We start from the raw sequence: 23,395 nt of genomic DNA on the forward strand, positions 1-23,395 counted from the left end.
TCGGGAGGGTGCCGCAAGACCTACCCTCCCCCACGCCCGAGTATCTCTCCCGCCTCAATCCGGAGCAGAGACGTGCCATCGAGACAACCGAAGGGCCGCTCCTCATTCTCGCAGGTGCGGGAACGGGCAAGACGCGCGTCCTGACGACGCGGTTTGCCCATATTCTCCTGACGGGCCGCGCCTATCCGAGCCAGATTCTGGCCGTGACGTTTACGAACAAGGCTGCGCGCGAGATGCGCGAGCGCGTCAGTGCGATTCTGGGCGAGCCAGCCGAAGGGCTGTGGCTGGGGACGTTCCATTCGATCTGTGCGCGGATGCTGCGGCGTCATGCGGAATATGTCGGGCTGACGAGCAGTTTCAACATCCTCGATACGGATGACCAGATCCGGCTTCTCAAGCAGGTCATGGAACCGTGGAAGATCGACACCAAACGCTGGCCGCCCAACCAGCTCATGGGGATCATCCAGCGCTGGAAAGATCGCGGGCTGACGCCTGACCGGGTGACACCGGCGGAAGATTCCGATTTTGCGAATGGTCATGCGCTGGCGATTTACCGGGCGTATCAGGAACGTCTGATCGCGCTCAATACGTGCGATTTCGGCGATCTGATGCTGCACATGACGGAGATCCTGCGCAACCAGCCCAATGTGCTGGCGCAGTATCACCGGATTTTCCGCTATATTCTCGTGGACGAATATCAGGACACGAATACGGTTCAATATCTCTGGCTGCGTCTGCTGGCCAAGCGTGAGCATGGACCGTCCAACATTGCCTGCGTGGGTGATGATGATCAGTCCATCTATTCCTGGCGCGGGGCGGAAGTTGAGAACATCCTGCGCTTCGAGAAGGATTTTCCGGGGGCGGAAGTCGTGCGTCTGGAGCGGAACTACCGCTCGACGGCACAGATTCTCGCCGCGGCTGCCGGGCTGATCGCTCATAACGAAGGACGGCTTGGCAAGACGCTGCGGCCCGGACGCGATGATGCGCAGGGCGAGAAGGTCCAGATCATCGGAGTACGCGATTCGGACGAAGAAGCGCGGATCGTGGGGGGCGCGATCGAGCGTCTGCGCGGCGATGGGCATCCGCTGTCGGAAATCGCCATTCTGATGCGGGCCGGATTTCAGACGCGACCGTTCGAAGAGCGGCTGATGATGATCGGCATCCCGTATCGCGTCGTGGGTGGACTGCGATTCTACGAACGCTCCGAAATCCGGGACTGTCTGGCGTATCTGCGTGTGCTGTCGCAGCCCGCGGACGATCTGGCGTTTGAGCGGATCATCAATGTTCCCAAACGTGGCGTGGGTGCCGTGGCCGTGCAGAAGCTGCATGCCCAGGCGCGTGCCCTGCCCGGTCCGCTGACGGCGGCGGTGATGTGGCAGCTTCAGGAAGGGCTGCTCAAGGGCAAGTCGAAGGACGCGTTGGACGGGCTGATGGCGGCGTTCCAGCGCGCCAAGGCGACGCTTGAGACCGAAGGTCATGTGGTAGCCGCCGAGCAGCTTCTCGAGGACAGTGGCTATCTTCAGATGTGGCGGGATGACCGTTCCGTCGAGGCGCCGGGGCGTTTGGACAATATCCGCGAGCTTCTGCGGGCTCTTGGAGAGTTCGGGACGCTTCAGGGCTTTCTGGAGCATGTGGCACTTGTCATGGACACCGAGAGCGAAACGTCGGATGACAAGGTTAGTCTGATGACGCTGCATGGTGCCAAAGGGCTTGAGTTCGACACCGTGTTCCTCCCGGGCTGGGAAGAAGGTGTGTTTCCGTCCCAGCGATCGCTCGACGAGGGTGGCAACCGGGCACTCGAGGAAGAGCGGCGGCTGGCCTATGTGGGGCTGACGCGCGCGCGGCGTCGGGCGATTGTGCTGCATGCGGCGAGCCGGCGGATCTATGCCAACTGGCAGTCCTCGATGCCGAGCCGGTTTATTGAGGAAATCCCGTCTGAATATGTGCAACTGACGGGACAGGCGTTCGAGACGCGCCGGCAGGCTGCGGCGGCCCCGTCCATGTTCGCATCCGGACCGCTGACCAGTACGCGGCCGTCGGGCTTTCGGGCACCGCGTCCAAAAATTCATGATGTAAAGCCAGCACCGACGGTCGCCATCGGGACCACGGTGTTTCATCACCGGTTTGGTGAGGGCACGGTGATCGGGGCCGATGGGCCGCAGTTGCACATCAATTTTGAAAACGGTGGCGTCAAGCGCGTCATGTCAAACTTCGTGGAGATCAGATCGTGATGGCACCCCGCAGCATTGGCCGTCGCCATGCCAGTGCGCTCGAAACCCTGTCCATCACGGTGGAAGAGCCCTTTGTTCCCCTTTTCGAGCAGGCCCTGATGTGTGCTTGCGAGACTGTTGGTATTTTCGAAGCCGATGACGCGCAGAAATACTGGCGTGTGGAAGGCGTGAAAGATACGGGCTTCAAGGAAGAAGAGCTCGAAAACGCTCTGGCCGTGGCGAGGATGCTGACCGGCTGTGAGGCGGAACTCGAGCGGACTCCCACCGAGTCCGAGGGCTGGCTGGCCCGGACCTATGAATCCTTCCCGCAGCAGAATGTCGGCAAGCGCTTTGCCATTCGCGGCACCCATCTACATGGCGCGCCGGATCAGTCCCGCCTGACGATTACGCTGGATGCCGGAATCGCCTTCGGCTCTGGCGAGCACGGGTCTACGCGCGGGTGTCTGCGGGCACTTGAGATGGTCGCGTATCGCAAGCCGCAGCGTATTCTGGATATGGGGTGCGGGTCTGGCATTCTGGCGATGGCGGCGGCGAAGCTGCTGCACCGTCCGGTTCTGGCCGTCGATATCGAGCCCTGGTCCGTGCGGACGGCGAAGCTCAATGCGCGGCTGAATGGTCAGGGTAACCTGCTGGACTGCCGTTTTGGCAATGGCTGGCAAACCGAGGCCGTACGCGCCAAGGCGCCCTATGATCTGGTCTTCGCCAACATTCTCGCCCGTCCGCTGTGCCGGATGGCGCAGTCTCTGGCGCTGAACCTTGCGCCGAACGGGACGGCCATTCTCGCTGGTCTGCTGTATAGCCAGGCCCGGATGGTGCTGGCGGCACATCAGCGTCAGGGTCTCGTGCTGGAGCGTATCCTGCGTGAAGGCGACTGGGCCACGTTGATCCTGCGCCGTCGCGGCTGATGGGTGTGCCGGGATCATTTCCGTTGATCCGGGACGCTGGACCTGATGACCTGCCGGCTATCCTGCGGATCACCAATGATGCCATCGAAAACACCGATGCACTCTGGATCACGACGCCTTTTACGCTGGAGCAGCGGCGCCAGTGGTTTGAGGACAGGCTGGCGCAGGGTTACCCAGTGCTTGTTGCTGTCGATGCGGCTGGCGTGATTGCGGGATACGGTTCCTATGGGTCTTTCCGGGCCTATGAGGGCTATGCGCGAACGGTCGAGCATTCGGTATATGTCGCACCGGACTGTCAGCGTCAGGGCATTGGCCGGCTGCTTCTTCGCGCGCTAGTCGAGCATGCGAAGGCCGCGGATTTTCATGTGATGGTGGCCGGGATTACGGCGGACAATGCGGCGTCCATCGCCATGCATCGCGAACTTGGTTTTCAGAACTGTGGCACGCTGCCTCAGGTTGGACGCAAGCGTGGGCGGTGGCTTGATCTGCTGTTCATGACACTCTGCCTTGACGATATTCATACTGTGGAAAAGGACTTTTCATGACCCTGTCCTCCATCCCGCTCAACGAGCGCCCTGCCCTCGTCCGCAAAGCCTGCAAGACACTGGGCGTTGACGGTTTCATCATCCCGCGCGGTGACGAATATCTGGGCGAATATGTTGCCCCCTGTGCCGAGCGTCTGGCCTGGCTGACGGGTTTTACGGGAAGTGCAGGACTTGCGGCGATTCTGCCGGAAACAGCCGCCGTATTCTCCGACGGGCGTTATACGGTGCAGATGGAAGAGCAGGTTCCCCATGATCTGTGGGAGCGTCGCCATGTCGCGCTGGAACCGCTTTCCGACTGGCTGGCGGAACACGCGAAGGGGCTGAAAATCGGTTATGATCCGCGTCTGGTAAGCCGGTCAATGCTGGTCTCATGGCAGACGGCTGGCGTGGAGCTTGTCCCGCTGCCGCGCAATCCCATTGATCAGGCCTGGACGGATCGTCCTGCGGCGCCAGCCGGATCGGTCGTGCCGCAGCCGCTTGAATTCTCGGGCGAAAGCAGTGCGGACAAGCGCCGACGTCTGGGACAGGCGCTGCAGGCAGCCGGACAGGACGCAGCGGTGATTGCGGACTGCACCTCCCTCGCCTGGCTGCTGAATATCCGGGGAAGCGATGTGCCCCTCACGCCGGTCGCACATGGTTATGCGATTTTGCATACAAATGGCTCGGCAGAATGGTTCGTTTCCTCGGATCGTCTGACAGATGGCGTGATTGAGGTCTGTGGTGATGGCGTGACGGTCCATGCTCCTTCGGAGCTGGCGGATCGTCTGACGGCGCTCAAGGGCCGGACAGTGCGTGTGGACCCGGTGACAACGGCTGTGTGGTTCGACACGACGCTTGCGGCGGCTGGTGTAACGGTCGTGGATGGAACCGATCCCTGCACGCTTCCAAAGGCCATTAAGAACAGAACTGAGCAGGAAGGTTCGCGGAAAGCTCATGCCCTTGATGGCGTGGCGATGGCCCGCTTCCTGTATTCACTGACGGTTTCGGGAATCGGACAGCACGAGACGGACCTTGTGACCCGGCTGGATGGGTTTCGTGCCCGCTCCGGCGACTACCGGGAACAGAGCTTTGATGCAATTTCTGCCGTCGGACCAAATGGTGCTTTCCCGCATTACAGAGCACAGGTGGGCAAGGATCGCGTTCTGGAAACGGGCAGCGTCTATCTGATCGACAGTGGCGGACAGTATCCGTTTGGCACGACTGACATCACGCGGACACTCTGGGTGGGAGATCAGGAGCCGCCGGCTCATATCCGCGAGGCGTTCACGCGGGTTCTGAAGGGCAATATCGCCCTTTCCCGCATCCGCTTTCCGCCTGGCACGACCGGTCATCGTCTGGACGTGCTGGCGCGTGCGGCTCTTTGGCAGGTCGGGATGGACTACGATCATGGCACCGGACATGGCATCGGGAGTTATCTGTCGGTCCATGAAGGCCCACAGAATATCTCGCCTGCTCCCCGTCCGGTTGCACTTGAAGCTGGCATGATTGTTTCCAACGAACCCGGTTATTATGAGCCTGGACAGTACGGAATCCGGATCGAGAATCTGATGCTGGTGCGGCCGTCTTCCTTCAAGGGAAGCAAGGGGACGTTCCTTGAGTTCGAGATCCTCAGCTATACGCCGATCGACCATCGCCTGATCGACGTCTCGCTGCTCAATGATGCCGAGCTGAACTGGCTGAATGCATATCACGCCGAGGTTCAGGCGCGTGTCTCACCGCAGGTCGAGCCAGAGGTCGCAGACTGGCTGGCGGATGTGTGCAAACCGCTCGTTCGATAAAGTTGCAGGCATAACCTAATTTTTACCTTTCCCGATCATATACAGGATGATGATCGGGAAAGTTCTCCTCTCTGCTGCTGTTACGACGCTTTCGGGCATGCCCACGGCGTTCGCCTATGATGCGTCTTCCGTCTGTCGTGTAGCGGCACAGGCTGCGGAGCAGCAGGCCGGGATTCCGTCGCGTCTCCTTGATGCCATCAGCCGTGTGGAAAGTGGTCGCCGTGATCCCAATGGATCAGCGACTGTCGCCTGGCCCTGGACCGTCAATGCGGCCGGGAAAGGCTATTTTTACGAAAGCAAGGACGAGGCTATTGCGGCCGTGCGGGAGTTTCAGGCGCGCGGGATCGTCTCGATTGATGTGGGTTGCATGCAGATCAACCTTCATCATCATCCGGACGCTTTCTTCTCGCTCGACGATGCCTTTGATCCGTTCAGCAATGCCCGTTATGGCGCCCGCTTCCTGTCCGGGCTGCACAGTCAGCTTCAGGGCTGGCCTGCGGCGACGGCAGCCTATCATTCCCTGACGCCAGCGCTGGGGGAAGAATATGCCAGGCATGTCATGGCGATCTGGAATGGTCAGGCGGATAATTACAGACCACCTGATTTTCTGCCACAGATTATCATGACATCTTCTGGTCTGAAGGCCATGTTCCCTGTAGCCCGCGCGCCTCATTATTTCGCATCTGGCAGGCAGAGTGGATATTCTGCTCCATCTGGGCTTTCCACACAGGGCGCAGCTTCCGTGCATATGGTGTCTTATGCGCCACCACCACGCATCATCCATCATGCATTCGGGGCGCCGGCTGGTGGTGTCCCGCAGCAGATGGGCCGGGATCTGGCCTCCTATCGGGCCATGCCGGTCCGGCTAGCCTGGCGTCAGCGCTGATCAGTATCCGGACCAGCCACTTCCGGCTCCGGCATAAGCTCCGCGAGGAGACGCATGATGTCGAGAAATGGACGCGCTGCCGTCCTCTGGCGTTCGAGCGCACGCGGCAATTCCAAGAAGCAGGGCCAGAGCCACTATCCGAAAATTCATGTCACACCTGCCTTTACACTTTGAAACCGGCGCTTGCGGCAACCCGTACCATTCTGGTTCGTTTTCGAGCTTCATGACCGGAGAAATATCATGAAGTTCCTGTTCTGCCTGATCATGGGCGTCATGACCGCCCGCGTGTGGTTCCGCGTTCTGGCCAACACCTATTCACGTCCTTCGCTTATTGGAAGCCGGGGTGTCTGAACGGATGATCCCAAATTCAGAACAGGTCTGACCTGTCAGGGCTGGAGGCATCGAGCCAGCCCTGGAGCATGTAAGCTGCAGCCATCTTGTCCACAACCTCGGCGCGACGACCGCGCGTCATGTCGGCATCCTTGATCAGAAAACGGTTGATGGCGCTTGAGGATAGGCGCTCGTCCCATAGGCCTGCGGGAATCCCGAGCTTTTCCGACAGGGCCTGTGTCCAGTCCGATGCAGCACGGGCCGCCGGCCCAAAAGATCCATCTAGAGATAACGGTAACCCGACGACCAGAGCGCCGACATCCTGTGTACGGACGATCTTGGCCAGTTCCTGCGCATTTTCGCCCAGTTTCCGGCGTTTGAGGCCGATCAGGGGGGATGCCAGCATGAGCGAGACATCCGTCAGGGCGACGCCGATGGTCTTCGATCCGGGGTCGAGACCGAGGACGCGCTGACCGGACTGAAGAAGATTACGGAGATCATGTGGATTGAACAGGGGCATAGCACGGCGTTATGATCCCCCTGACGGCTGAAAAGCCACCATAAAATTTCCTCTTGTTCAGGAATATTCATGTCGCTCGACGCGAAAACGGTTACGCGCATCGCCAGACTGGCGAGGATTGGTCTCCAGCCCGAAGAGGTTGAAACCCTCGGGAAAGATATGGGCTCCATTATTGACTGGGTGGAGCAGCTCAAGGAAGTGGACGTCACGGGCGTCGACCCCATGATTGGCACGGGTCTCGCAAAGCCCCGCCTGCGCGAAGACCGCGTTACGGATGGCAACTGCCGTGACAAGGTTCTTTCCAACGCTCCCGAGCGGGAAGGCCCGTTCTATACGGTTCCAAAGGTGGTCGAATAATGTCCGGCATTCATGATTTTACGCTGGCTTCGGCCCGGGACGCGCTCAAGGCACGCAAGATTTCTGCGGTAGAGCTGACGAACGCCCATATTGACGCGGTCGAGCGTCTGGACGGCCAGCTCAACAGCTTCATCACCCGCACCCCCGATCAGGCCCGCGAGGCTGCCAAGGCTTCCGATGAGGTTCTGGCGAAGGGCGAAGGCGGCAGCCTTTGCGGTATTCCGCTGGGCATCAAGGATCTGTTCTGCACGAATGGTGTCCGCACCACGGCTGCCAGCAAGATCCTTGGCAATTTCGTGCCGCCTTACGAGAGCACAGTGACGGCCAACCTGCTCAAGGATGGCGCTGTTTTCCTTGGCAAGCTGAACCTTGACGAATTTGCCATGGGGTCTGCGAACCTGACTTCTGCGTTCGGTCCGGTGGAAAATCCCTGGAAGCGCAAGGACTCTGACGCAAAGCTGGTTCCGGGTGGCTCTTCGGGTGGTTCTGCGGCTGCTGTAGCGGCCGGGCTCGTTCTCGGTGCCACGGGTACGGATACCGGTGGCTCCATCCGTCAGCCGGCGGCCTTCACGGGTATTGCCGGGATCAAGCCGACTTATGGTCGCTGCTCGCGTTTTGGAACGATCGCCTTCGCAAGTTCGCTGGATCAGGCCGGTCCGATGGCGCGCAATCTTCAGGACTGCGCCATTCTGCTTGAGTCGATGGCCGGGTTCGATCCGCGCAATTCAACAAGCGTTGATACCCCTGTTCCGCATTACGAAGCGGCGCTCAAGCGCGGTGTGAAGGGTCTGCGCGTTGGTATTCCCAAGGAATATCACGTTGAGGGCATGCCGGCTGAGATCGAGGCGCTCTGGCAGCAGGGCATGACCTGGCTACGCGATGCCGGTGCGGAAATCGTCGAGGTTTCTCTGCCGCATACGAAGTACGGTCTGCCGACCTATTATATTGCGGCTCTGGCCGAGGCGTCTTCCAACCTTGCCCGTTATGATGGCGTCCGGTTCGGCGAGCGTGTCAGTGCCCCGACGCTGGATGGTCTGTATGAAGCCAGCCGTGCTGCCGGTTTCGGTGATGAGGTCAAGCGCCGCATCCTGATCGGGACGCATGTGCTGTCGTCGGGCTATTACGATGCTTATTACCTGCGTGCGCAGAAGGTCCGGACGCTGATCCAGCAGGACTTCCTCAAGGCTTTCGAAAATGTCGATGTGCTTTTGACGCCGACAGCTCCGTCGGGGGCTTTTGCCCAGGATGAGAAGCCGAGCGATCCGGTGCAGATGTATCTCAATGATGTCTTTACGGTTCCGGCCAGCATGGCGGGCGTCCCTGCCCTGTCCGTCCCGGCTGGTCTGGACGCGCGTGGCGTGCCGCTTGGGTTGCAGCTTATCGGTAAGTTCTTCGATGAAGAGACGCTGATTGCGGCTGGTCATGCCATTGAGCAGGCAGCGGCATTCCATCACAGACCCACCATTCATGCAGGAGTGTCGGCATGAGCTATCGTATCACCGGCAGCACCGGCGAATGGGAAATCGTTGTCGGTCTTGAAGTTCATGCCCAGGTCGTCAGCGAGGCCAAGCTCTTTTCCGGCGCTTCGGCGGAATATGGCGGCGAACCGAACACGCATGTCAGTCTCGTCGATGCTGGTTTTCCGGGTATGCTTCCGGTTCTGAACCAGGAATGCGTGGCGCAGGCCGTCCGGACAGGTCTGGGGCTTGAAGCCGAGATCAACCTGTTCAGCCGCTTCGATCGCAAGAACTATTTCTATGCCGATCTGCCCACCGGATATCAGATCAGCCAGTTTGCCCATCCGATCATTGGCAAGGGCAAGGTTCTGGTTGATCTGGCGGATGGCAGCACGCGCGAAATCGGTGTGACGCGTCTGCATCTGGAGCAGGATGCGGGCAAGTCGATCCATGATCAGGATCCGACGCGCTCCTTCATCGACCTGAACCGGGCCGGTGTTGCGCTGATGGAAATCGTTAGTGAGCCGGATATCCGTTCGCCTGAAGAAGCCGGTGCCTATCTGCGCAAGCTGCGCCAGATTCTGCGTTATATCGGTACCTGTGATGGCAACATGGAAGAAGGTTCCATGCGTGCCGACGTGAACGTGTCGGTCCGCAAGCCGGGTGAGACCGAATATCGTACGCGTTGCGAGATCAAGAACGTCAACTCCATCCGTTTCGTGATGATGGCGATCGAGGTCGAGGCACAGCGTCAGATCGAGGTCTGGGAAGCTGGTGGAACCGTTGATCAGGAAACGCGCCTGTTCGACCATGTGCGCGGCGAAACCCGCTCCCTGCGGAGCAAGGAAGATGCGCATGACTATCGCTACTTCCCGGATCCGGATCTGTTGCCGCTGGTGATCGAGCAATCCTGGGTCGATGAGCTCAAAGCGGCTCTGCCGGAACTGCCGGAAGCCAAGCGCGCCCGTCTGGAGCAGGAATACGGTGTCAGCCGTTATGAATTGTCCGTGCTCTGCGTTGAGCAGGCGATCGCGGATTTCTATGAGACCGTGGCACGTGGTGCAGATGCCCGTCTGGCAGCCAACTGGATGCTGGGAGACTTCTTTGCGGCACTGAACCGCACGGGGCGTGCGATCGAGAACAGCCCGGTCAGTGCGGAAGGTCTGCGGGAACTGCTGGGTCTGATTTCCAATTCCACGATCAATGGCAAGATCGCCAAGGAAGTTCTCGAAGACATGGTCGAGACAGGTGATTCCGCCTCTGCCATCGTTGAGCGCAAGGGCCTGCGTCAGGTGACTGACACAGGAGCAATCGAGAGCGCCATCCGCGAAATCCTCGCCGCAAACAGCGACAAGGTCGAGGAATACAAGGGCGGCAAGGACAAGCTTTTCGGCTTCTTTGTCGGTCAGACGATGAAGGTCATGAAGGGCAAGGGCAACCCTGCCCTCGTCAACGAAACCCTGAAGAAACTTCTTTCAGAGTAAGGCGAAAAAAATGTTCTTGGGGGGTTTGACCACGGCACGGTTACCCCCTAAGAACACTCCTGCATACGCCGTGCGAACCGCGTAAAAGAGCGGAGGGGTGGCCGAGAGGCTGAAGGCGGCGGATTGCTAATCCGTTATACGATGCAAGTCGTATCGTGGGTTCGAATCCCATCCCCTCCGCCAGCGCGATCTAAAAAACTCAATAAAATCAAATGGTTAGTCATTTCTGGTCTAGCCGTACCCCTCTTAAAATCCCCCTTAAAACATGCGCTTGCCTGATACGTTATGCGACGGTGTGACGCCTATCTGGCGAATGGCCTCTGGGAAGATGGCTTTGTCTACTGGCCTATCGTCGGGTGCGGGACGCCCCCAGCTACCTCATGTGTTTGCCGGATGCTTTGGGTCCTTCCTAGACCTTTTCTCTTGCGGCTGCCCCGACACCCCGGCTTGCGCGTTGTGCGTGCCTAAAATTTGGGCACTTTTTGTTTTCTTCGTGGTGCTTTTCGGAAAGTGGTCAAAAGTGCCGTCGTCACTGGCCTCATGGCCTCATTCGGTGAAGATTGGCGATTTTCTGCTGTTTTTGGGTGCTCCCCGTCCGGCCTCTAGAGGTGGTCCCCATTTTTCGGACAGGGCGATAAGCTATCATCTGGCCTGAACGAGGACGGGTTTTATGGGCAAGGTTACGCGGAAGAGGTATGCGGCAGAGTTCAAGTCACGGGTTGCGCTGGAGGCGATCCGTGGGGAACTGACGCTGGCGGAACTGGCTTCGAAACATGGAGTGCATCAGACGATGATCGCACAGTGGAAACGGCAGGCGATCGAGGGGATGGCGGCGACCTTTTCCGGGAAGACGGTGGCTGAGCCGCCGGTCAGCCCAGCTGATGTGGAGAAACTGCACGCGAAGATAGGCGAACTTCTCGTGGAACGGGATTTTTTGCGGGATGCCTCTGCTCGGTTGGGCGTGATCAGAGGCGGCAGATGATTGACCCGAAGAGAGCATGCCTGCCGATAATCCGGCAATGCACGCTACTGCAACTCAACCGGTCGGGCGTCTACTATCGGCCTGTGCCACAGAGCGAAGCCAATCTGGAGCTGATGCGGCTGATCGACGCCCAGTTCCTGGAAACGCCGTATTATGGCTCACGGCAGATGACATGGCATCTGCGCCGCCTGGGACATGAAGTGGGCCGCAAGCGGGTCCGGCGGCTCATGGCGATCATGGGCCTGCGGGCGATCTACCAGAAGCCGCGCACGACCGTGCCTCATCCGGAGCATCGGAAATATCCGTATCTGCTACGGGATCTGGTCATCAATCGGCCTGACCAGGTCTGGTGTTCCGATATCACGTATATCCCCATGAAACGGGGATTTCTCTATCTCGTGGCGATCATGGACTGGTTCACGCGCAAGGTCCTGTCCTGGCGTCTGTCGAACACGATGGACGTGGAGTTCTGTATCGAGGCGCTACAGGATGCCCTCATGCGCTATGGCGCCCCGGACATTTTCAATACTGACCAGGGGTCGCAATTTACGACACCCCGTTTCAGCGGGATACTGGAAGAGCGTCAGATCCGCATCAGCATGGATGGGCGCGGTCGCTGGCTGGACAACGTGTTCATCGAGCGCCTGTGGCGGTCGCTGAAATACGAATGCGTCTACCTGTACGCGTTCGAGACCGGATCAGAGCTGAGGGCCGGGCTTGGCAGATGGATCGCCCATTATAACGAAAGGCGTCCGCATACGGCGCTGGCTGGACGAACGCCCGATGAGGCGTATCATAACGTGCCGACGCCATCTGGTCCGGGGTTAACCCCGGACCAGATGGCCAACAGCAACGCCGTCAGAAGGGCGGCATAACGACAACCGGGTATAGCTTATCAAGCCCGCAAAACTGTCCGAACGGACGGGACCACCTCATCTAACCGTCGTCAGTGCCGACGCTGACGACGGCGGGGAAAGCAATTAGGCTAAAATTGATGGGCGGATAAGGTAAAGAGAGATGCTGTTGCCATAACCCGGCACGCGACGCGAAACCTTCTTTTTGCCCCCACTCGATAGAATGAGATGTCCCGCCTTGGCGAGAATATCGACCGCTCGCCGAGCGTTAAGCCCTTTGCAAACTTCGCTCATGAACGCCGTGGGAAGGATGCCAAAATATTCTACGCCACCGCCACGGAGCCAACGGAAGCCCGCCCGGTTCATGACTGCAACGCGGCTGTCTACATTCATATCGACGCCGCCGTCAGTGCCGATGGCCTGAAAACGGCTATCTCCATGTGCGGCAATGAACGCCCGCACCTGTTCGATTGCGGCCTGTTCCTCGAACGCCTCACCGCTGCCATTTTCGGCAAGCCACGCCCTGAAGCATACCGCCGCTGCTTCCATCGCTTCGCCTTCGGGCCAAGGCAGCACACCAAAGCGTGTGGCGAGTTCTCCGGCACAGGCCACGAGTGCGAACCGGCCCGCGACACTTTGCGCCTGACTTCCGGCATCCTTGGCGTGCTCCGCTACGAATGCCTTGCGCCGGGCGTCGATCCATTGCCGTAACTCTGCGTCATCGCCCGCCCGTGCGCTGGTCAGTCTCGCAAGGAACGCCCGCGATGCCGTGCCGTGCTGCCGATGGACCGCCCGGCGCAGGTGGTTCGAAAGTGCCGCGCCATCGGAGAAACCATGTAGCGTCTCAAACAGTCCGTGCCCGCCTTCCGGTGCTGCGGGAATGTTCGCAAGCCGCGTCTTCTGCCCGGCCATCGTTTTCTTGCCCGCCTCATTCTGTTTGTCCTCAAGCGTACACTCGCCTGTGGAGAGGAACAGGGTCCGCCATGTGAACGCGCTTCGTGCTCCGCCGCGCTGGTTGGCCCGCTGCTTCCCGGCTTCATTGCTAAGGGAATAGACGATGTTGCCAACTTCAAAATCGCTGGCCTGTCCGATCTCGTCGAGGATCAGCACGGTATCGGAGATTTCCGCCGCGATGCCCTCAAGCCCGTTGGCTGTCGCACGCCATGCCCGAACCTGACCTGTCGGCCCCCATACGCTTCCCGCCGCATAGGCCGCCGTGCTTTTGCCGGAACGCGCGCCGCCTACCAGATGAAAGCCGCCGCTCTGTTCCGTAGCAATGTCGAGCAATGGCCCGGCCAAGGCTGCGGAGATATAGAAAGCAAGGCGGCTGTTCCCGATGGCATACCGCGCCACGTCATCCCGCCAGCCTTCCAGAGTGCCGGACACCGCAAACTTGTCGCCGGATGACGCCCGGCCCGCTTGGAGTGTCACCGACCCCGCGCCCGGCCCGATCTTCGTGCCGTTTGCCAGAACGAACACGGGGCCGCGCTCTGTCATGTGCCAGCCCGGCTGACGCACGCAAGCAAGCCGCGCATCGGTTTCGACCGTCGCAAGGAAGTTTTGCAGCAAGCGGGCGGCGTGCGGGAGGCAACGCAACCCCTGTTCAGCCAGAACGCCGCTGATCTCGCGGGCGTCGCCGTGCATCTTGCTATAGGGGATAGCCCATTCATGCGGCTTGCCGTCATGGTCCTTCCATCGCAGAAGAAGCCCCCAATTATTGCTTTCGGGGTCGCGGGTCTGGGCCACAATCTCAAAAGGTGCCGAAACGCGAACAGGCGGCTTATCGCTGTCACCGGGCGGCGTATAGAACAGGCCGTCTGCCTTCATGGCGAAACCGCCGGGCATCTGCACGCGGGCAACGGTCGGTGCTTCATCCAGTAACGCCCGAAGATCGGGTCCGTCTGGCGCATCATCGGCAAGGTCCCACGCTTTCGGAAATGTCCCAGGCACGCTGACGATGCGGAGAGATGCTACGCCCGCTTCGTGGAGCCGCTTCATTGCTTGTTGTGCGGCTTTCTGTCCCGGTTCGTCATGGTCGGGCCAGATCACCACGTCCCGACCGGCCAGCGGCGCATAGTCTGCCTTTCCCATGCTGACCGCGCTTCCTGCGGTGGTGGCAATGTAATCGGGGAACCGTTTAAACGCGGCGTCTGCGGCCTTCTCGCCTTCGACCAACAGAACAGGCGCATCAGCAGAAGCGGCCAACCTGTCGAGATTGTAGAGCGGAGGATGCCCGGCGGGAGCCTTGGAGTGCCACTGCTTTAAGCCGTCCAGCATTCCATAGGTCTTCTGCGAGTATGTCTTGCCGCCGCCGGGCTTCTCGCTGCGGTATTTGGCGTGGAAGGGCTGGCCTTCTGCTGTTCGGTAAACCCACATGGCGGTGGCATGTGCAGGACGCGCCGGTTCCGTAGGAGCGGGAAGGATTTCCACACCGTCCGTTGGTTCGGAAGGCATGGGGGGAAGCGTTACCTCTTCCCCTAATGGGGCGAATGCTTTATTAAGTTCGTTCATCAGGTATCGGAAATTCCGAGCATGACGGCCATCTGTCGGGCCGCCTCATGCTGTTTGAGATTGAAGAGATACGCCGCTAGCGATACGGGGTCGCCGCCCCGGTCGCCGGTTGCGAAATCAGACCAACGGCCTGTTTTTAAATTCACCTTGAATGACCCGCGCTTGCTGTCGGCTCGTGTGGGGTTCAGTGCCACCCACTCGTGGCCTTCCCTGACGCCATCAGGGAGCCAGCGGGAGAGGATGGACGGCAATGCAGCGCGTGCGGTGTCGTTTATGCGGGGAAACACGGCATTCCTCTAGATGTCAGAAGAAAGCCACGCTGCGTCAGGTGGTAATGCCCGTTCTGCGGGTCGTGCTCACAAAGTTCAGGGTGAAGGCCATTAAACTCTGCACAGCGACGACGCCAGAGTTTGCTATCAGGCCAGTGTCCCCACAAGCATTTGGACAGTTTGCGAAGAGCCTTAGTGCTTTCATCCCCTAGTGGCGGCACAGTCTCGGACGTGACGGCGAAGCGTCCGCGGTACTTCCCGTCAGGGCAGTAAACTAATCGGCGTCCATTAACCTCTGTGCTGACTATCTTCATGAGAAGCGCCCGGCAGATATGGACCGATGGCACCCCCGCGCTTTTCCACCAAACCCGACGCGCAAGGCGGCCGAGTGGGCGTTCGTCGTCGCGGTGGTTCGTCCATGCTATCTGCTCGGGAGTAAGGAACACCCCTTCGCCGTGGGCTTCGGAGATCCCTGAAAGAAGAATGTCGATATCTCGATCATCAAGCGGATTTATGGCCCGCGCCATCACACGGTCTCCTGTGCGTTCAGATATTCGGCTGTAAGCTGCGGCATGAGGGCAGCCAGCTTGTCGGCTGTTTCCCGGCCAAAGATCGCGGCGATATTGTGGAAGGCGTCCAGGGCGGCGGCGAGTTCCGGGAACAGGTGCCGTTCCTGTCGGTGGTTCCAGTCGGTGGCGTGCTCGATAAAGGAGAGGTCTGCGGCGTGCTGGTCGAGCGTCGTGCGGCTCGTGCATTGCCGGACATAGCGCCGCATTGCTGCGAGGTCGCGTTGAGACAGAAGCATCAGGCCGCACCCACCGCAGGAAGGCTAGCAAAATATTGTTCCACGCTTGCCACACAGATGCGGGTCAGTCTGCCGCATTTGACGGCTTTGAAGCGCCCGGCGTGAAGGGCGCGGTAAATCGTGCTCCGGCTCATGCCGAAGTCTTCTCCGATCTTCTTGATCGAGGCGTAGCGGTTATGGTTGTTCAAGGTAGAATACTCTTATGGTCTGATTGAAGACGCGGTGATCGCGCCACGGTTTTTTCGCAGGCAGCCTGTGACTTCTCCACTGGATTTCGGGATAGTTTCGTCACTGCCCGTATCGGTTCTGGAAGTTCCACGCCCGATACGAGGCAACCTAAGATCGGCTTGATCTTGGCTCCACTTCATCCGTGGAATAATTCATGGGCCGTGCATTTTTTTAATGTGGGCTTTCGCCGGGCGGGGAATTTCACGTGGGCTCCGTGTTGGGTGGGTCAGGAACGGTCCTGACCGCCACGGGCCATTTATCTAGGGGAGCAAAAATCTACGCTCCACTGCGGCATGAGAATTTGTGGGGGTAAAGCGCGCCTTCTGGTGTGCTGTTCTGTCATGTAATGGCCGGGCAATGATGCCCTGTAAGTGCCGCCGCTGGCCTCACCGTCCGTAATGAGGCCACTTCGTAGCAGCAAGCCCTAGGAGACAAATGGCAGAAAATAGCCTTTTTTTCTTCCTTGAGGCCATGAGGCCAGTGACGATGGCAAAAAACACCAATTCCGAAAACTGACGCTGCTGACCTCAAAAGTCGCCTAGCCATCCTACGTCTACGTCAGTGTCCATGCCGCATCGCCCGCGCTCGTCACGCCAAGCGCGTTTTAGTCTGATGGAAATTTCTTCCACGCAGTGAGAGGCATAAGCCGCGACCGCCCGGCGATCTTCTGGGGTCTCTGCTATGCGTTCAAGCGCAAATGTGATCGCGCCAAGGTCACGCAATGCTACTTCAATCACGCAGTCCAAGTCTTCGCCAAGCGTCGGCACTTCGACCTCTCGGACAGGGAGAAGCCGGTGGAGTGCTTTTGTGATAAAGTCGAGGTTAGCCATTGCCGAAATCCCTTTTCGGTTTGTGGTTAGGCCGGGCGTGGAGGATTGCGGCCTCTGCGCTCGGTCGCCTGTCACCGCGTGACAAGGTTGCCTCAATGTGACAATCTTTAGTCTCAAGTCAATAACTTTGTCACAGGGTAACACTTTGAACGCTGCACAGTGCCGGATGGCAAGGGCTGCATTACAGATCGGTGTGAGAGAACTTGCGAACTTGGCGGAAGTCTCACCCACAACCATCACGCGCCTTGAGCGGGGGACGCGCTCTATGGCCGCACCGTGGAAGCAATCCGCACCGCCCTAGAAGCCGCTGGCGTTGAGTTTGTGCCGGAGAATGGCGGAGGTGCTGGTGTTAGGTTGAGGAAGGACACAGAGAAAATGGAGCATCATACACCATGAAGTGTCACGAGCCCCGACCATCTAAAAACAAGCCAGGAACGCGAGAGGCAGTCATTCAAGTCCGCCCGCGCATACTAAACGAACAGGATGCTGCTACCTATTTGGCTTTGTCTGTCTCTTCGTTCCGAACAGTCGTTCAGCCCCACATTCGCGTCATCAGATTAACGCAACGCCGTAAGGGCTATCTGATTGAAGATCTAGACAAGTGGGTCGATGATAAGGTGGGGATTACGCAATATATTAACCCCCTTGATGCTCTCTGCGACATAACTCGCTAGTGGCGCTTTGCCTCATTCTCACGTAAGGGCAAAACTATTCATGCTGACGAAAGATGCTATCAAGAGACGGTTGACGGAACGGGGCTATGACCGCACATCGACCTCGCGGCAATATGCTGATGAATATGATTTAGGTCCCTGTGTCATTTTTATTCGCACAATAAAGAGGCAACACAGGGTCTTGGTGGTGGACCGTCCTACTCACGACTTTTTAGCGGCCCTGAAATTGCCGGGCGTCATTCTAGCCGATGGGTGCATGAACACTGGCTTTCGAACATTCGAAGAGAAAAGTCCGGGTGGCAGCAATGTCGGCTTTTTCGTCAATTTTGAGACACTATCCGCCTTCGATAGTTTTATAACTGCCTTGACGGAGGAGGAAGAAGACACCCTGAGCAGCGATGTTGAAGCTATCGCCAATTCACCATCGTTTACCGCTACTGAAAAACAAACCATGATACAGGCTCGTGTGGGGCAAGGTGCATTTCGTGCGGGTCTTATCAAGCTATGGGGCGGCAAGTGTGCCGTAACAGGCGTTGCCGTGCAGGAATTGTTGCGGGCCTCGCATGTAAAGCCTTGGGCTAGTTCCACAGATAAGGAACGCCTAGACATCCACAACGGCTTGCTATTGGTTGCCAATCTGGATGCGGCTTTTGACAAGCATCTCATTTCCTTCACCGATAGCGGGGAAATGCTTCTCTCCGATGCTCTTGGGGCGGATGGCCGCGCTGTGCTCGGTGTTTCTTCCGATGCGCGGTTGCTGAAACCTCTGACACCACAGCAAAAGGCATATCTGACCGAGCACAGAAGCCGATTAAGGTAGCGCTGTGAACCACAACGAATTTAAGATTGGCGCGTCATTCTGGTTCTCATTCAAGGAGTGGCGTTGCACCGACATAGGCCAGCGAACTGTGGTGGCCATCCACATAGAGCCGGGCCGTGATCCATCTTGGTATAGTGGGCCACCCTACGCCGTACTAGAGAGCGTGTTTGATGAATACGATATTGAGGGCTGCTGCGCTATCGAAGCCGAAATGACGTAGGATACAGCTTACTAGCTGCCTCACATGCCACAGTAAGCCGCCCATTCTTCCATCATTTTCCGCCGCTTCTCGAATAGATCACCGCGTCGATAAGCGGCCTCTACCTTGTCCCCAATGGCGTGGGCTAAAGCCATTTCGGCAACCTCACGCGGGTAGTGTGTTTCCTCTGCGGCCCAATCCCTGAATGTCGAGCGTAAGCCGTGGACCGTTACGCCTTTTGTTCCTGCCGCCTGATGCAAGGCTTTGGATAGCGCCACGTCCGAGAGTGGCTTGCCCGCCTTCTGACCGGGGAACACCAGATCACCATTTTCCGGGTCGCGTAGGGTTGTGACGGCTTCCAAGATCGCCATTGAGCTATCGGTAAGGGGGACGCGGTGTTCCCTTCCCGCCTTCATACGCCCGGCGGGAATGATCCAGACCTTCGATGATAGGTCGATTTCATTCCATGTTGCGGCCCTCACCTCACCGGAACGTGCCGCCGTGAGACAGACAAAACGGACGGCCTTGGCAGCGAGTCCATCGGATGCCGCAAGAGAAGCCATTACCTTGCCGATATCCTTGCGCTCAACCGCTGCATGATGCTCGACCTTTGTCACTTTGCTCGGTGGTGGGAGAATAGCATCCAGATGCCCACGCCATCGGGCGGCGTTCTCGCCCTCGCACCAGCCATGAGCCTTGGCATACCCTAAGATACGTTCAACGCGGGATCGAAGCCGTGAGGCTGTTTCTGTCTTGCTATCCCATATTGGACGTAGGGCATTCAGCACGTCGTCTGTGGATACCCTGCTCACGGGTCTGTCACCGAACACCGGGAACACATGCTGCTCGAGAGAACGCCGCCATATCGGTTCGGCCTTCTTGTCTTTCCAACCTGATGCCTGTTCCGTGATGAAGCGCCGGGCGACCTGTTCGAACGTCAGGGTTAACGCCTGTTCCAGCTTGCGGGCCTTATCGATCTCCTGTTTGCGGTCAAGGGGGTCAATCTTCTCTGCAAGCAGCAAGCGAGCCTCACTGGCGCGTTGCCTCGCTGTCGCAAGAGGCACATCGTAGGCAGAGCCTAACCCCATCTCTCGACGCTTGCCGGTCACAGGGCTGGTGAAGCGAAATATCCAGCCGCGTGAGGTAGGCGTTGCAATCAGCCATAGGCCGCCACCGTCGCAGAGGTTTCCAGACTTCCATGTCTCGACCTTGCGGGTCGTCAATTGATTAGGGGCCAGTCTGCTCATAGTGTCCTCTTACCCGCCTTAAAACCCCTCTTAAAACATGGGTTCAAGCGGGTCAATCTGACACATTGAGGGATCGACCTTATAATAATCCAATATTATACAATGACTTACGGGTTTTCAGGATACAGTCTGAACCTATGGTTAGGCGGACATCCCCTCCGCCAGCGCGATCCCAAAGAAAATTCTTACAGCTTTATCGAACGTCAGTTGAGCTATTCTGCGTCAACTGCTTTGCCGGGCTTTCTTCACAGGCTCGGAGCGTGTAGAGGCTGTGCCTCATGTCAGGACATTCCATTCCAGTTTATCTGGCCGGGGATCTGGTTTTCCGTCCGGAAGCCCTCTCCCTTTTCGCGCGACTGAAGTCGATCTGTGCAGAATACGGGCTTGAAGGCGTAGCCCCTTTTGATGGCCAGGCTGAAGCGCGTCTTCTTCCTCCGGGGCGGGAAACCATTCTTGCGTTTGTGCGCGCCGATCGTGATCTGATGGATCAATGTGCAGCTGGGCTGTTCTGTATTGACCCGTTCCGCCGTTCGCCCGAAATGGACCCGGGAACGGCGGTTGAGATCGGTTACATGATGGGGCTGGGCAAGCCGATGGAAGCCTATACCGTTGATGGCAGGCTTTATTCCAAAAAGGTCGAGGCCTACTGGCGCGAGGCCTGGAGTGAAAATCTGCGGGAGCGGCCGGCGAGCGATGCGCCGTCTTCAGGCAGCATGGAAGATCCCGACAGCATGCTGGTTCATTCCGAAGGGCTGCTTCAGAACGGGATGGTCGAAGGGTTCATCAACATGGCGGGCGGCCATGTTTCCATTGACCCGGATTTTTTTCGGGCTTTTCGGAACGCCGCCAAACGCCTCTCGGCACGACTGCATGAAAAGAGCTGACGCTTTAGCGTCAGTTCTTTGCGTAGATGCCCTGCCGACAGCGTGGCGCCAGATTGCAGACACTACACACGACGGTCATTGAAGGATCATCGTTGAATGCGCAGGACGCCGGGCGTTCCATGGCATAGCCCTGTGGCGGGGGCTCTGTGTGGAACGCTGTTACAATCCGCGTTATCCAGCTCTGGAGTTGCTGTGGAAGCTCATCGCTATGGTTCGACCACCACAGGACGTCATCGGTAGTACGCCCAATCTGCTGTGCAAGCTGGTCAGGAGACCATTGAGTCACTTGCAGAAAATCAGTCAACGTTACACTTGGCACGTTACAGCCTTCCGAAAGTGTAAAACAGAGTTATTTCTGTAGGAGGCTTCTGCTTTTTCGTCAATAAATCATTAAAGAGAAATTGATAAAACAAAGTAACAGTGTTTTTAAATGATTAACATTGCGACTTGGAGCTTTAAGGTTTTCGAAGAGTAACTTTTAACTCGATTTTATGATCGTAAGTTTCTACGGAGCATTGCGGTTATTCCTTCTTTACAGCCGAGCCCACAGTAGCCCTGTGTTTCAGGAATCGCTGTAATCCAATCTTGCCGATTTTTTCGAGTACTGGTGTGCTGAGTCTCAGGAGCCACGGCATCATGAGGCAGGCATGGCCAAAGACCCCGTCTATTTTAGGCAGAAAGATTTCGCGTCCTGATTTTTTACTCGTCCGGACAATCATTCTGGCAACGTCACGGGCGGACAGGGGCTGGCTGACAAAGTTCAGGACAGAGCCACCATCCTGCGTTTCCTGCTGCAGCATCTGGGTATCGACCGCCGCAAGGAAGATGGACGAAACCCGAAGTGTTCCAGGCTTGAATTCCAGTGCGAGCGAGCGCGCAAAGCCTCTGAGTCCGAATTTCGTGGCACTGTAAACGGCGCTTCCCTGCAGCGGCATGACGCCGGCAATGGAATTGACGAATATGATGTGGCCGTTGGGGGACATTGCGGGAAGCAACTGACTGGTCATGAGCATGGGCGACGTCAAATTGATCGCCATCTGCTCATCAAGACTGAGGGGCGTGATGTCCCTGGTCGGTTCAGGTTGGATTTTTCCTGCACAGTGAATCAGAAGCTCTACAGGCTTCTTTCTGCGAAGGATCTCGTCGCTGACTGCCTGAAGCTCTGCAGGCTTTGTCAGATCACAGAAGACAGCTTCAAATCGACCATTCCTTCTGGAAATCTGCTCCTCCGCCTTTCCAGGCTGGCGCGTCAGAAGGATGACGTCCCATCCCTGCTCCAGAAGAAGGGCTGCAATTTCACATCCAATGCCCCCTGTTCCACCTGTCATGACGGCGAGTGATGGTAACGTTGCCTTCTTTCTTATGGAAAAGAGAGTCATGTACTGCGCAGACCGGTCTGAACTGAAGGCGTCGTGAAGTGCATGGTCAACTTTCTCAAAAGAATGGCTGCATCTTCATAACGCCATAGCCCTGCATATCCTATGCTTTTGATCCCCGTTCCCGAAAGTATCAGCGGCACATCATTTCATTTGACTGGATGAGTCCAGCATTGGGACAGACCGGACTTTTTCTGGTCAGGGCCGGTCTGTCTGGCATCGTCTTTACGACATTGGAAACGGGGGTTGCCCATTGGAGGCGGTAACGCCCCCGTCTACCGGCATGATGAGGCCCGTGATGTAGGCGGCATCATCGCTTGCAAGGAAAGTAATGGCGGCGGCCATGTCGTCAGGTTCGCCAAGACGTTGCAATGGCACGCGAGCTTCAACGCTGGTAACGAATGCCTCGTTTTTGAGTGCATCTGCTGTCATGGCTGAACGTGTTACGGAGGGACAGATGGCGTTGACGCGCACGCCGTTCTTGCCGTGATCCATGGCCATCGCCCGCGTCAGGTTCACAACGCCGCCTTTTGCAACATCGTAATAGGCCGTGTTCCAGTCTCCCCGCATGCCGGAGACCGAAGCGGTATTGACGATATTTCCCCTGGTTTCAATCAGCAGTGGCAGGAATGTGCGACTGACATTCAGGGGACCAGTCAGGGTCGTGGCACAGACGGTGGCCCATGTTTCCAGATCGCAATCCAGCACTGTGCCCATAGCAGTCACACCGGCATTGTTCACGAGAACATCCAGTGTTCCAAAATGCGCTTTGACAAAGGCGTACAGGGCTTTGACCTGCTCGGGGGAAGAAATATCGGTCAGTGACGACAGGGCCTGCTGCGGGTCCAATGTCTTCATTGTGTCATCGAGTTTATCCTTGTCCCGATCGACAAGAATGACCTGCGCACCTTCTGCCAGAAAACGAAGCGCCGTTGCACGTCCGATCCCGGAAGCGGCGCCCGTTACAAGAACCTTGCGGCCGTTAAAGCGTGTTAAACCCTGAATAGGCATGAAAAATATCCTTTATGTCTGAAGACATAAAGTCTCAGTCGGGCGAATGGTTGCTGTCAGAAAAGTTTGTGAAGGTCGTAGCTACATTCGATTTCAAAAAATGGACCAGGCAGCAAGAATTTTTCAATATTTCTATAGTATTGAGGTATCAGATTTTAGCATATGTCTAAGATTGTCTACATTATTTGTGCTTAGAGTCGACATTTACCTCT

20 protein-coding genes, 1 tRNA gene and 1 pseudogene are annotated in these 23,395 nt (G+C 57.8%); 13 read left to right on the forward strand and 9 right to left on the reverse strand.

All coding sequences use genetic code 11. The features are described from left to right. Positions 1-8: 8 nt before the first annotated feature. The 5 genes from ACJ2A4_RS01390 to ACJ2A4_RS01410 are packed head-to-tail and all read left to right on the forward strand — an operon-like array spanning position 9 to position 6,345. The gene (locus ACJ2A4_RS01390; RefSeq protein WP_408873313.1) at positions 9-2,231 is read left to right on the forward strand and encodes an ATP-dependent helicase; all 2,223 of its coding nucleotides are present in this window, start codon (positions 9-11) and stop codon (positions 2,229-2,231) included. Further along, positions 2,231-3,136, forward strand: coding sequence for a 50S ribosomal protein L11 methyltransferase (locus ACJ2A4_RS01395; protein ID WP_011253889.1), 906 nt, complete (start codon positions 2,231-2,233; stop codon positions 3,134-3,136). The genes ACJ2A4_RS01390 and ACJ2A4_RS01395 overlap by 1 nt, the downstream gene beginning before the upstream one ends. Then, positions 3,136-3,681 (forward strand): N-acetyltransferase family protein, encoded by a 546-nt coding sequence (locus ACJ2A4_RS01400; RefSeq protein ID WP_408873314.1) that lies wholly within the window; start codon positions 3,136-3,138, stop codon positions 3,679-3,681. The genes ACJ2A4_RS01395 and ACJ2A4_RS01400 overlap by 1 nt, the downstream gene beginning before the upstream one ends. Further along, a complete protein-coding gene (locus tag ACJ2A4_RS01405; RefSeq protein ID WP_408873315.1) occupies positions 3,678-5,459 on the forward strand; it encodes an aminopeptidase P family protein in 1,782 nt (593 codons plus the stop codon). Before ACJ2A4_RS01400 ends, ACJ2A4_RS01405 begins: the two co-directional genes overlap by 4 nt. A gap of 46 nt (positions 5,460-5,505) precedes the next feature. Next, positions 5,506-6,345, forward strand: coding sequence for a transglycosylase SLT domain-containing protein (locus ACJ2A4_RS01410; RefSeq protein ID WP_408873316.1), 840 nt, complete (start codon positions 5,506-5,508; stop codon positions 6,343-6,345). A 367-nt stretch (positions 6,346-6,712) separates the two neighbouring features. Here ACJ2A4_RS01410 and ruvX read toward each other — a convergent pair whose 3' ends face one another. Next, entirely contained in the window at positions 6,713-7,195 is a 483-nt protein-coding gene (gene ruvX, locus ACJ2A4_RS01415; protein WP_408873317.1) for a Holliday junction resolvase RuvX, read from the reverse strand. 69 nt (positions 7,196-7,264) lie between these two features. On the opposite strand from ruvX, the gene gatC reads away from it, so the two are divergent. From gatC to ACJ2A4_RS01440, 5 genes are all read left to right on the forward strand, one after another. After that, entirely contained in the window at positions 7,265-7,552 is a 288-nt protein-coding gene (gene gatC / locus ACJ2A4_RS01420) for an Asp-tRNA(Asn)/Glu-tRNA(Gln) amidotransferase subunit GatC (protein WP_041112482.1), read from the forward strand. Next, positions 7,552-9,039 (forward strand): Asp-tRNA(Asn)/Glu-tRNA(Gln) amidotransferase subunit GatA, encoded by a 1,488-nt coding sequence (gatA, locus tag ACJ2A4_RS01425; protein ID WP_408873318.1) that lies wholly within the window; start codon positions 7,552-7,554, stop codon positions 9,037-9,039. Before gatC ends, gatA begins: the two co-directional genes overlap by 1 nt. Beyond that, entirely contained in the window at positions 9,036-10,493 is a 1,458-nt protein-coding gene (gatB, locus tag ACJ2A4_RS01430) for an Asp-tRNA(Asn)/Glu-tRNA(Gln) amidotransferase subunit GatB (protein WP_408873319.1), read from the forward strand. The genes gatA and gatB overlap by 4 nt, the downstream gene beginning before the upstream one ends. Positions 10,494-10,584: 91 nt before the next feature. Next, positions 10,585-10,676, forward strand: a tRNA-Ser gene (locus tag ACJ2A4_RS01435). Positions 10,677-11,163: 487 nt separating this feature from the next. Further along, a protein-coding gene (locus ACJ2A4_RS01440) for an IS3 family transposase (RefSeq protein ID WP_408873320.1) occupies positions 11,164-12,350 on the forward strand; the annotation gives its coding sequence in 2 pieces (ribosomal slippage) (positions 11,164-11,434 and positions 11,434-12,350; 1,188 coding nt in all). A gap of 105 nt (positions 12,351-12,455) precedes the next feature. Here the strand turns inward: ACJ2A4_RS01440 and ACJ2A4_RS01445 are convergent. From ACJ2A4_RS01445 to ACJ2A4_RS01465, 5 genes are all read right to left on the reverse strand, one after another. Then, positions 12,456-14,783 carry a DUF927 domain-containing protein gene (locus tag ACJ2A4_RS01445; protein WP_408873321.1) on the reverse strand — a complete coding sequence of 776 codons (2,328 nt, stop codon included), beginning with the start codon at positions 14,781-14,783 and terminating at the stop codon, positions 12,456-12,458. Between the two features lie 56 nt (positions 14,784-14,839). Continuing rightward, positions 14,840-15,127 carry a hypothetical protein gene (locus tag ACJ2A4_RS01450; RefSeq protein ID WP_408873322.1) on the reverse strand — a complete coding sequence of 96 codons (288 nt, stop codon included), beginning with the start codon at positions 15,125-15,127 and terminating at the stop codon, positions 14,840-14,842. Positions 15,128-15,635: 508 nt separating this feature from the next. Continuing rightward, on the reverse strand, positions 15,636-15,914 hold the full coding sequence (locus ACJ2A4_RS01455; protein ID WP_408873323.1) for a hypothetical protein: 279 nt from the start codon (positions 15,912-15,914) through the stop codon (positions 15,636-15,638). After that, complete coding sequence (locus tag ACJ2A4_RS01460) at positions 15,914-16,102, reverse strand: AlpA family transcriptional regulator (RefSeq protein ID WP_194264665.1); 189 nt, start codon at positions 16,100-16,102, stop codon at positions 15,914-15,916. The genes ACJ2A4_RS01455 and ACJ2A4_RS01460 overlap by 1 nt, the downstream gene beginning before the upstream one ends. A gap of 567 nt (positions 16,103-16,669) precedes the next feature. Further along, a complete protein-coding gene (locus ACJ2A4_RS01465; protein ID WP_408873324.1) occupies positions 16,670-16,972 on the reverse strand; it encodes a hypothetical protein in 303 nt (100 codons plus the stop codon). A 166-nt stretch (positions 16,973-17,138) separates the two neighbouring features. On the opposite strand from ACJ2A4_RS01465, the pseudogene ACJ2A4_RS01470 reads away from it, so the two are divergent. Both ACJ2A4_RS01470 and ACJ2A4_RS01475 read left to right on the forward strand, forming a co-directional pair. Next, a pseudogene (locus ACJ2A4_RS01470) lies at positions 17,139-17,368 on the forward strand (transcriptional regulator). A gap of 318 nt (positions 17,369-17,686) precedes the next feature. Continuing rightward, a complete protein-coding gene (locus ACJ2A4_RS01475; protein ID WP_408873325.1) occupies positions 17,687-18,466 on the forward strand; it encodes an HNH endonuclease in 780 nt (259 codons plus the stop codon). A gap of 240 nt (positions 18,467-18,706) precedes the next feature. Here the strand turns inward: ACJ2A4_RS01475 and ACJ2A4_RS01480 are convergent, their stop codons facing one another. Then, on the reverse strand, positions 18,707-19,912 hold the full coding sequence (locus tag ACJ2A4_RS01480; protein ID WP_408873326.1) for a tyrosine-type recombinase/integrase: 1,206 nt from the start codon (positions 19,910-19,912) through the stop codon (positions 18,707-18,709). A 278-nt stretch (positions 19,913-20,190) separates the two neighbouring features. On the opposite strand from ACJ2A4_RS01480, the gene ACJ2A4_RS01485 reads away from it, so the two are divergent. Then, on the forward strand, positions 20,191-20,796 hold the full coding sequence (locus ACJ2A4_RS01485; RefSeq protein ID WP_408873327.1) for a nucleoside 2-deoxyribosyltransferase: 606 nt from the start codon (positions 20,191-20,193) through the stop codon (positions 20,794-20,796). A 521-nt stretch (positions 20,797-21,317) separates the two neighbouring features. Here the strand turns inward: ACJ2A4_RS01485 and ACJ2A4_RS01490 are convergent. Then, positions 21,318-22,175: an SDR family NAD(P)-dependent oxidoreductase gene (locus ACJ2A4_RS01490; RefSeq protein WP_408873328.1), complete on the reverse strand. Its 858-nt coding sequence runs from the start codon at positions 22,173-22,175 to the stop codon at positions 21,318-21,320. Between the two features lie 222 nt (positions 22,176-22,397). Continuing rightward, complete coding sequence (locus ACJ2A4_RS01495; protein ID WP_408873329.1) at positions 22,398-23,183, reverse strand: SDR family NAD(P)-dependent oxidoreductase; 786 nt, start codon at positions 23,181-23,183, stop codon at positions 22,398-22,400. Positions 23,184-23,395 lie beyond the last annotated feature (212 nt).

The sequence above is a fragment of the Gluconobacter roseus genome (assembly GCF_046058915.1).
In the GTDB taxonomy this organism is placed as follows: domain Bacteria; phylum Pseudomonadota; class Alphaproteobacteria; order Acetobacterales; family Acetobacteraceae; genus Gluconobacter; species Gluconobacter roseus_A.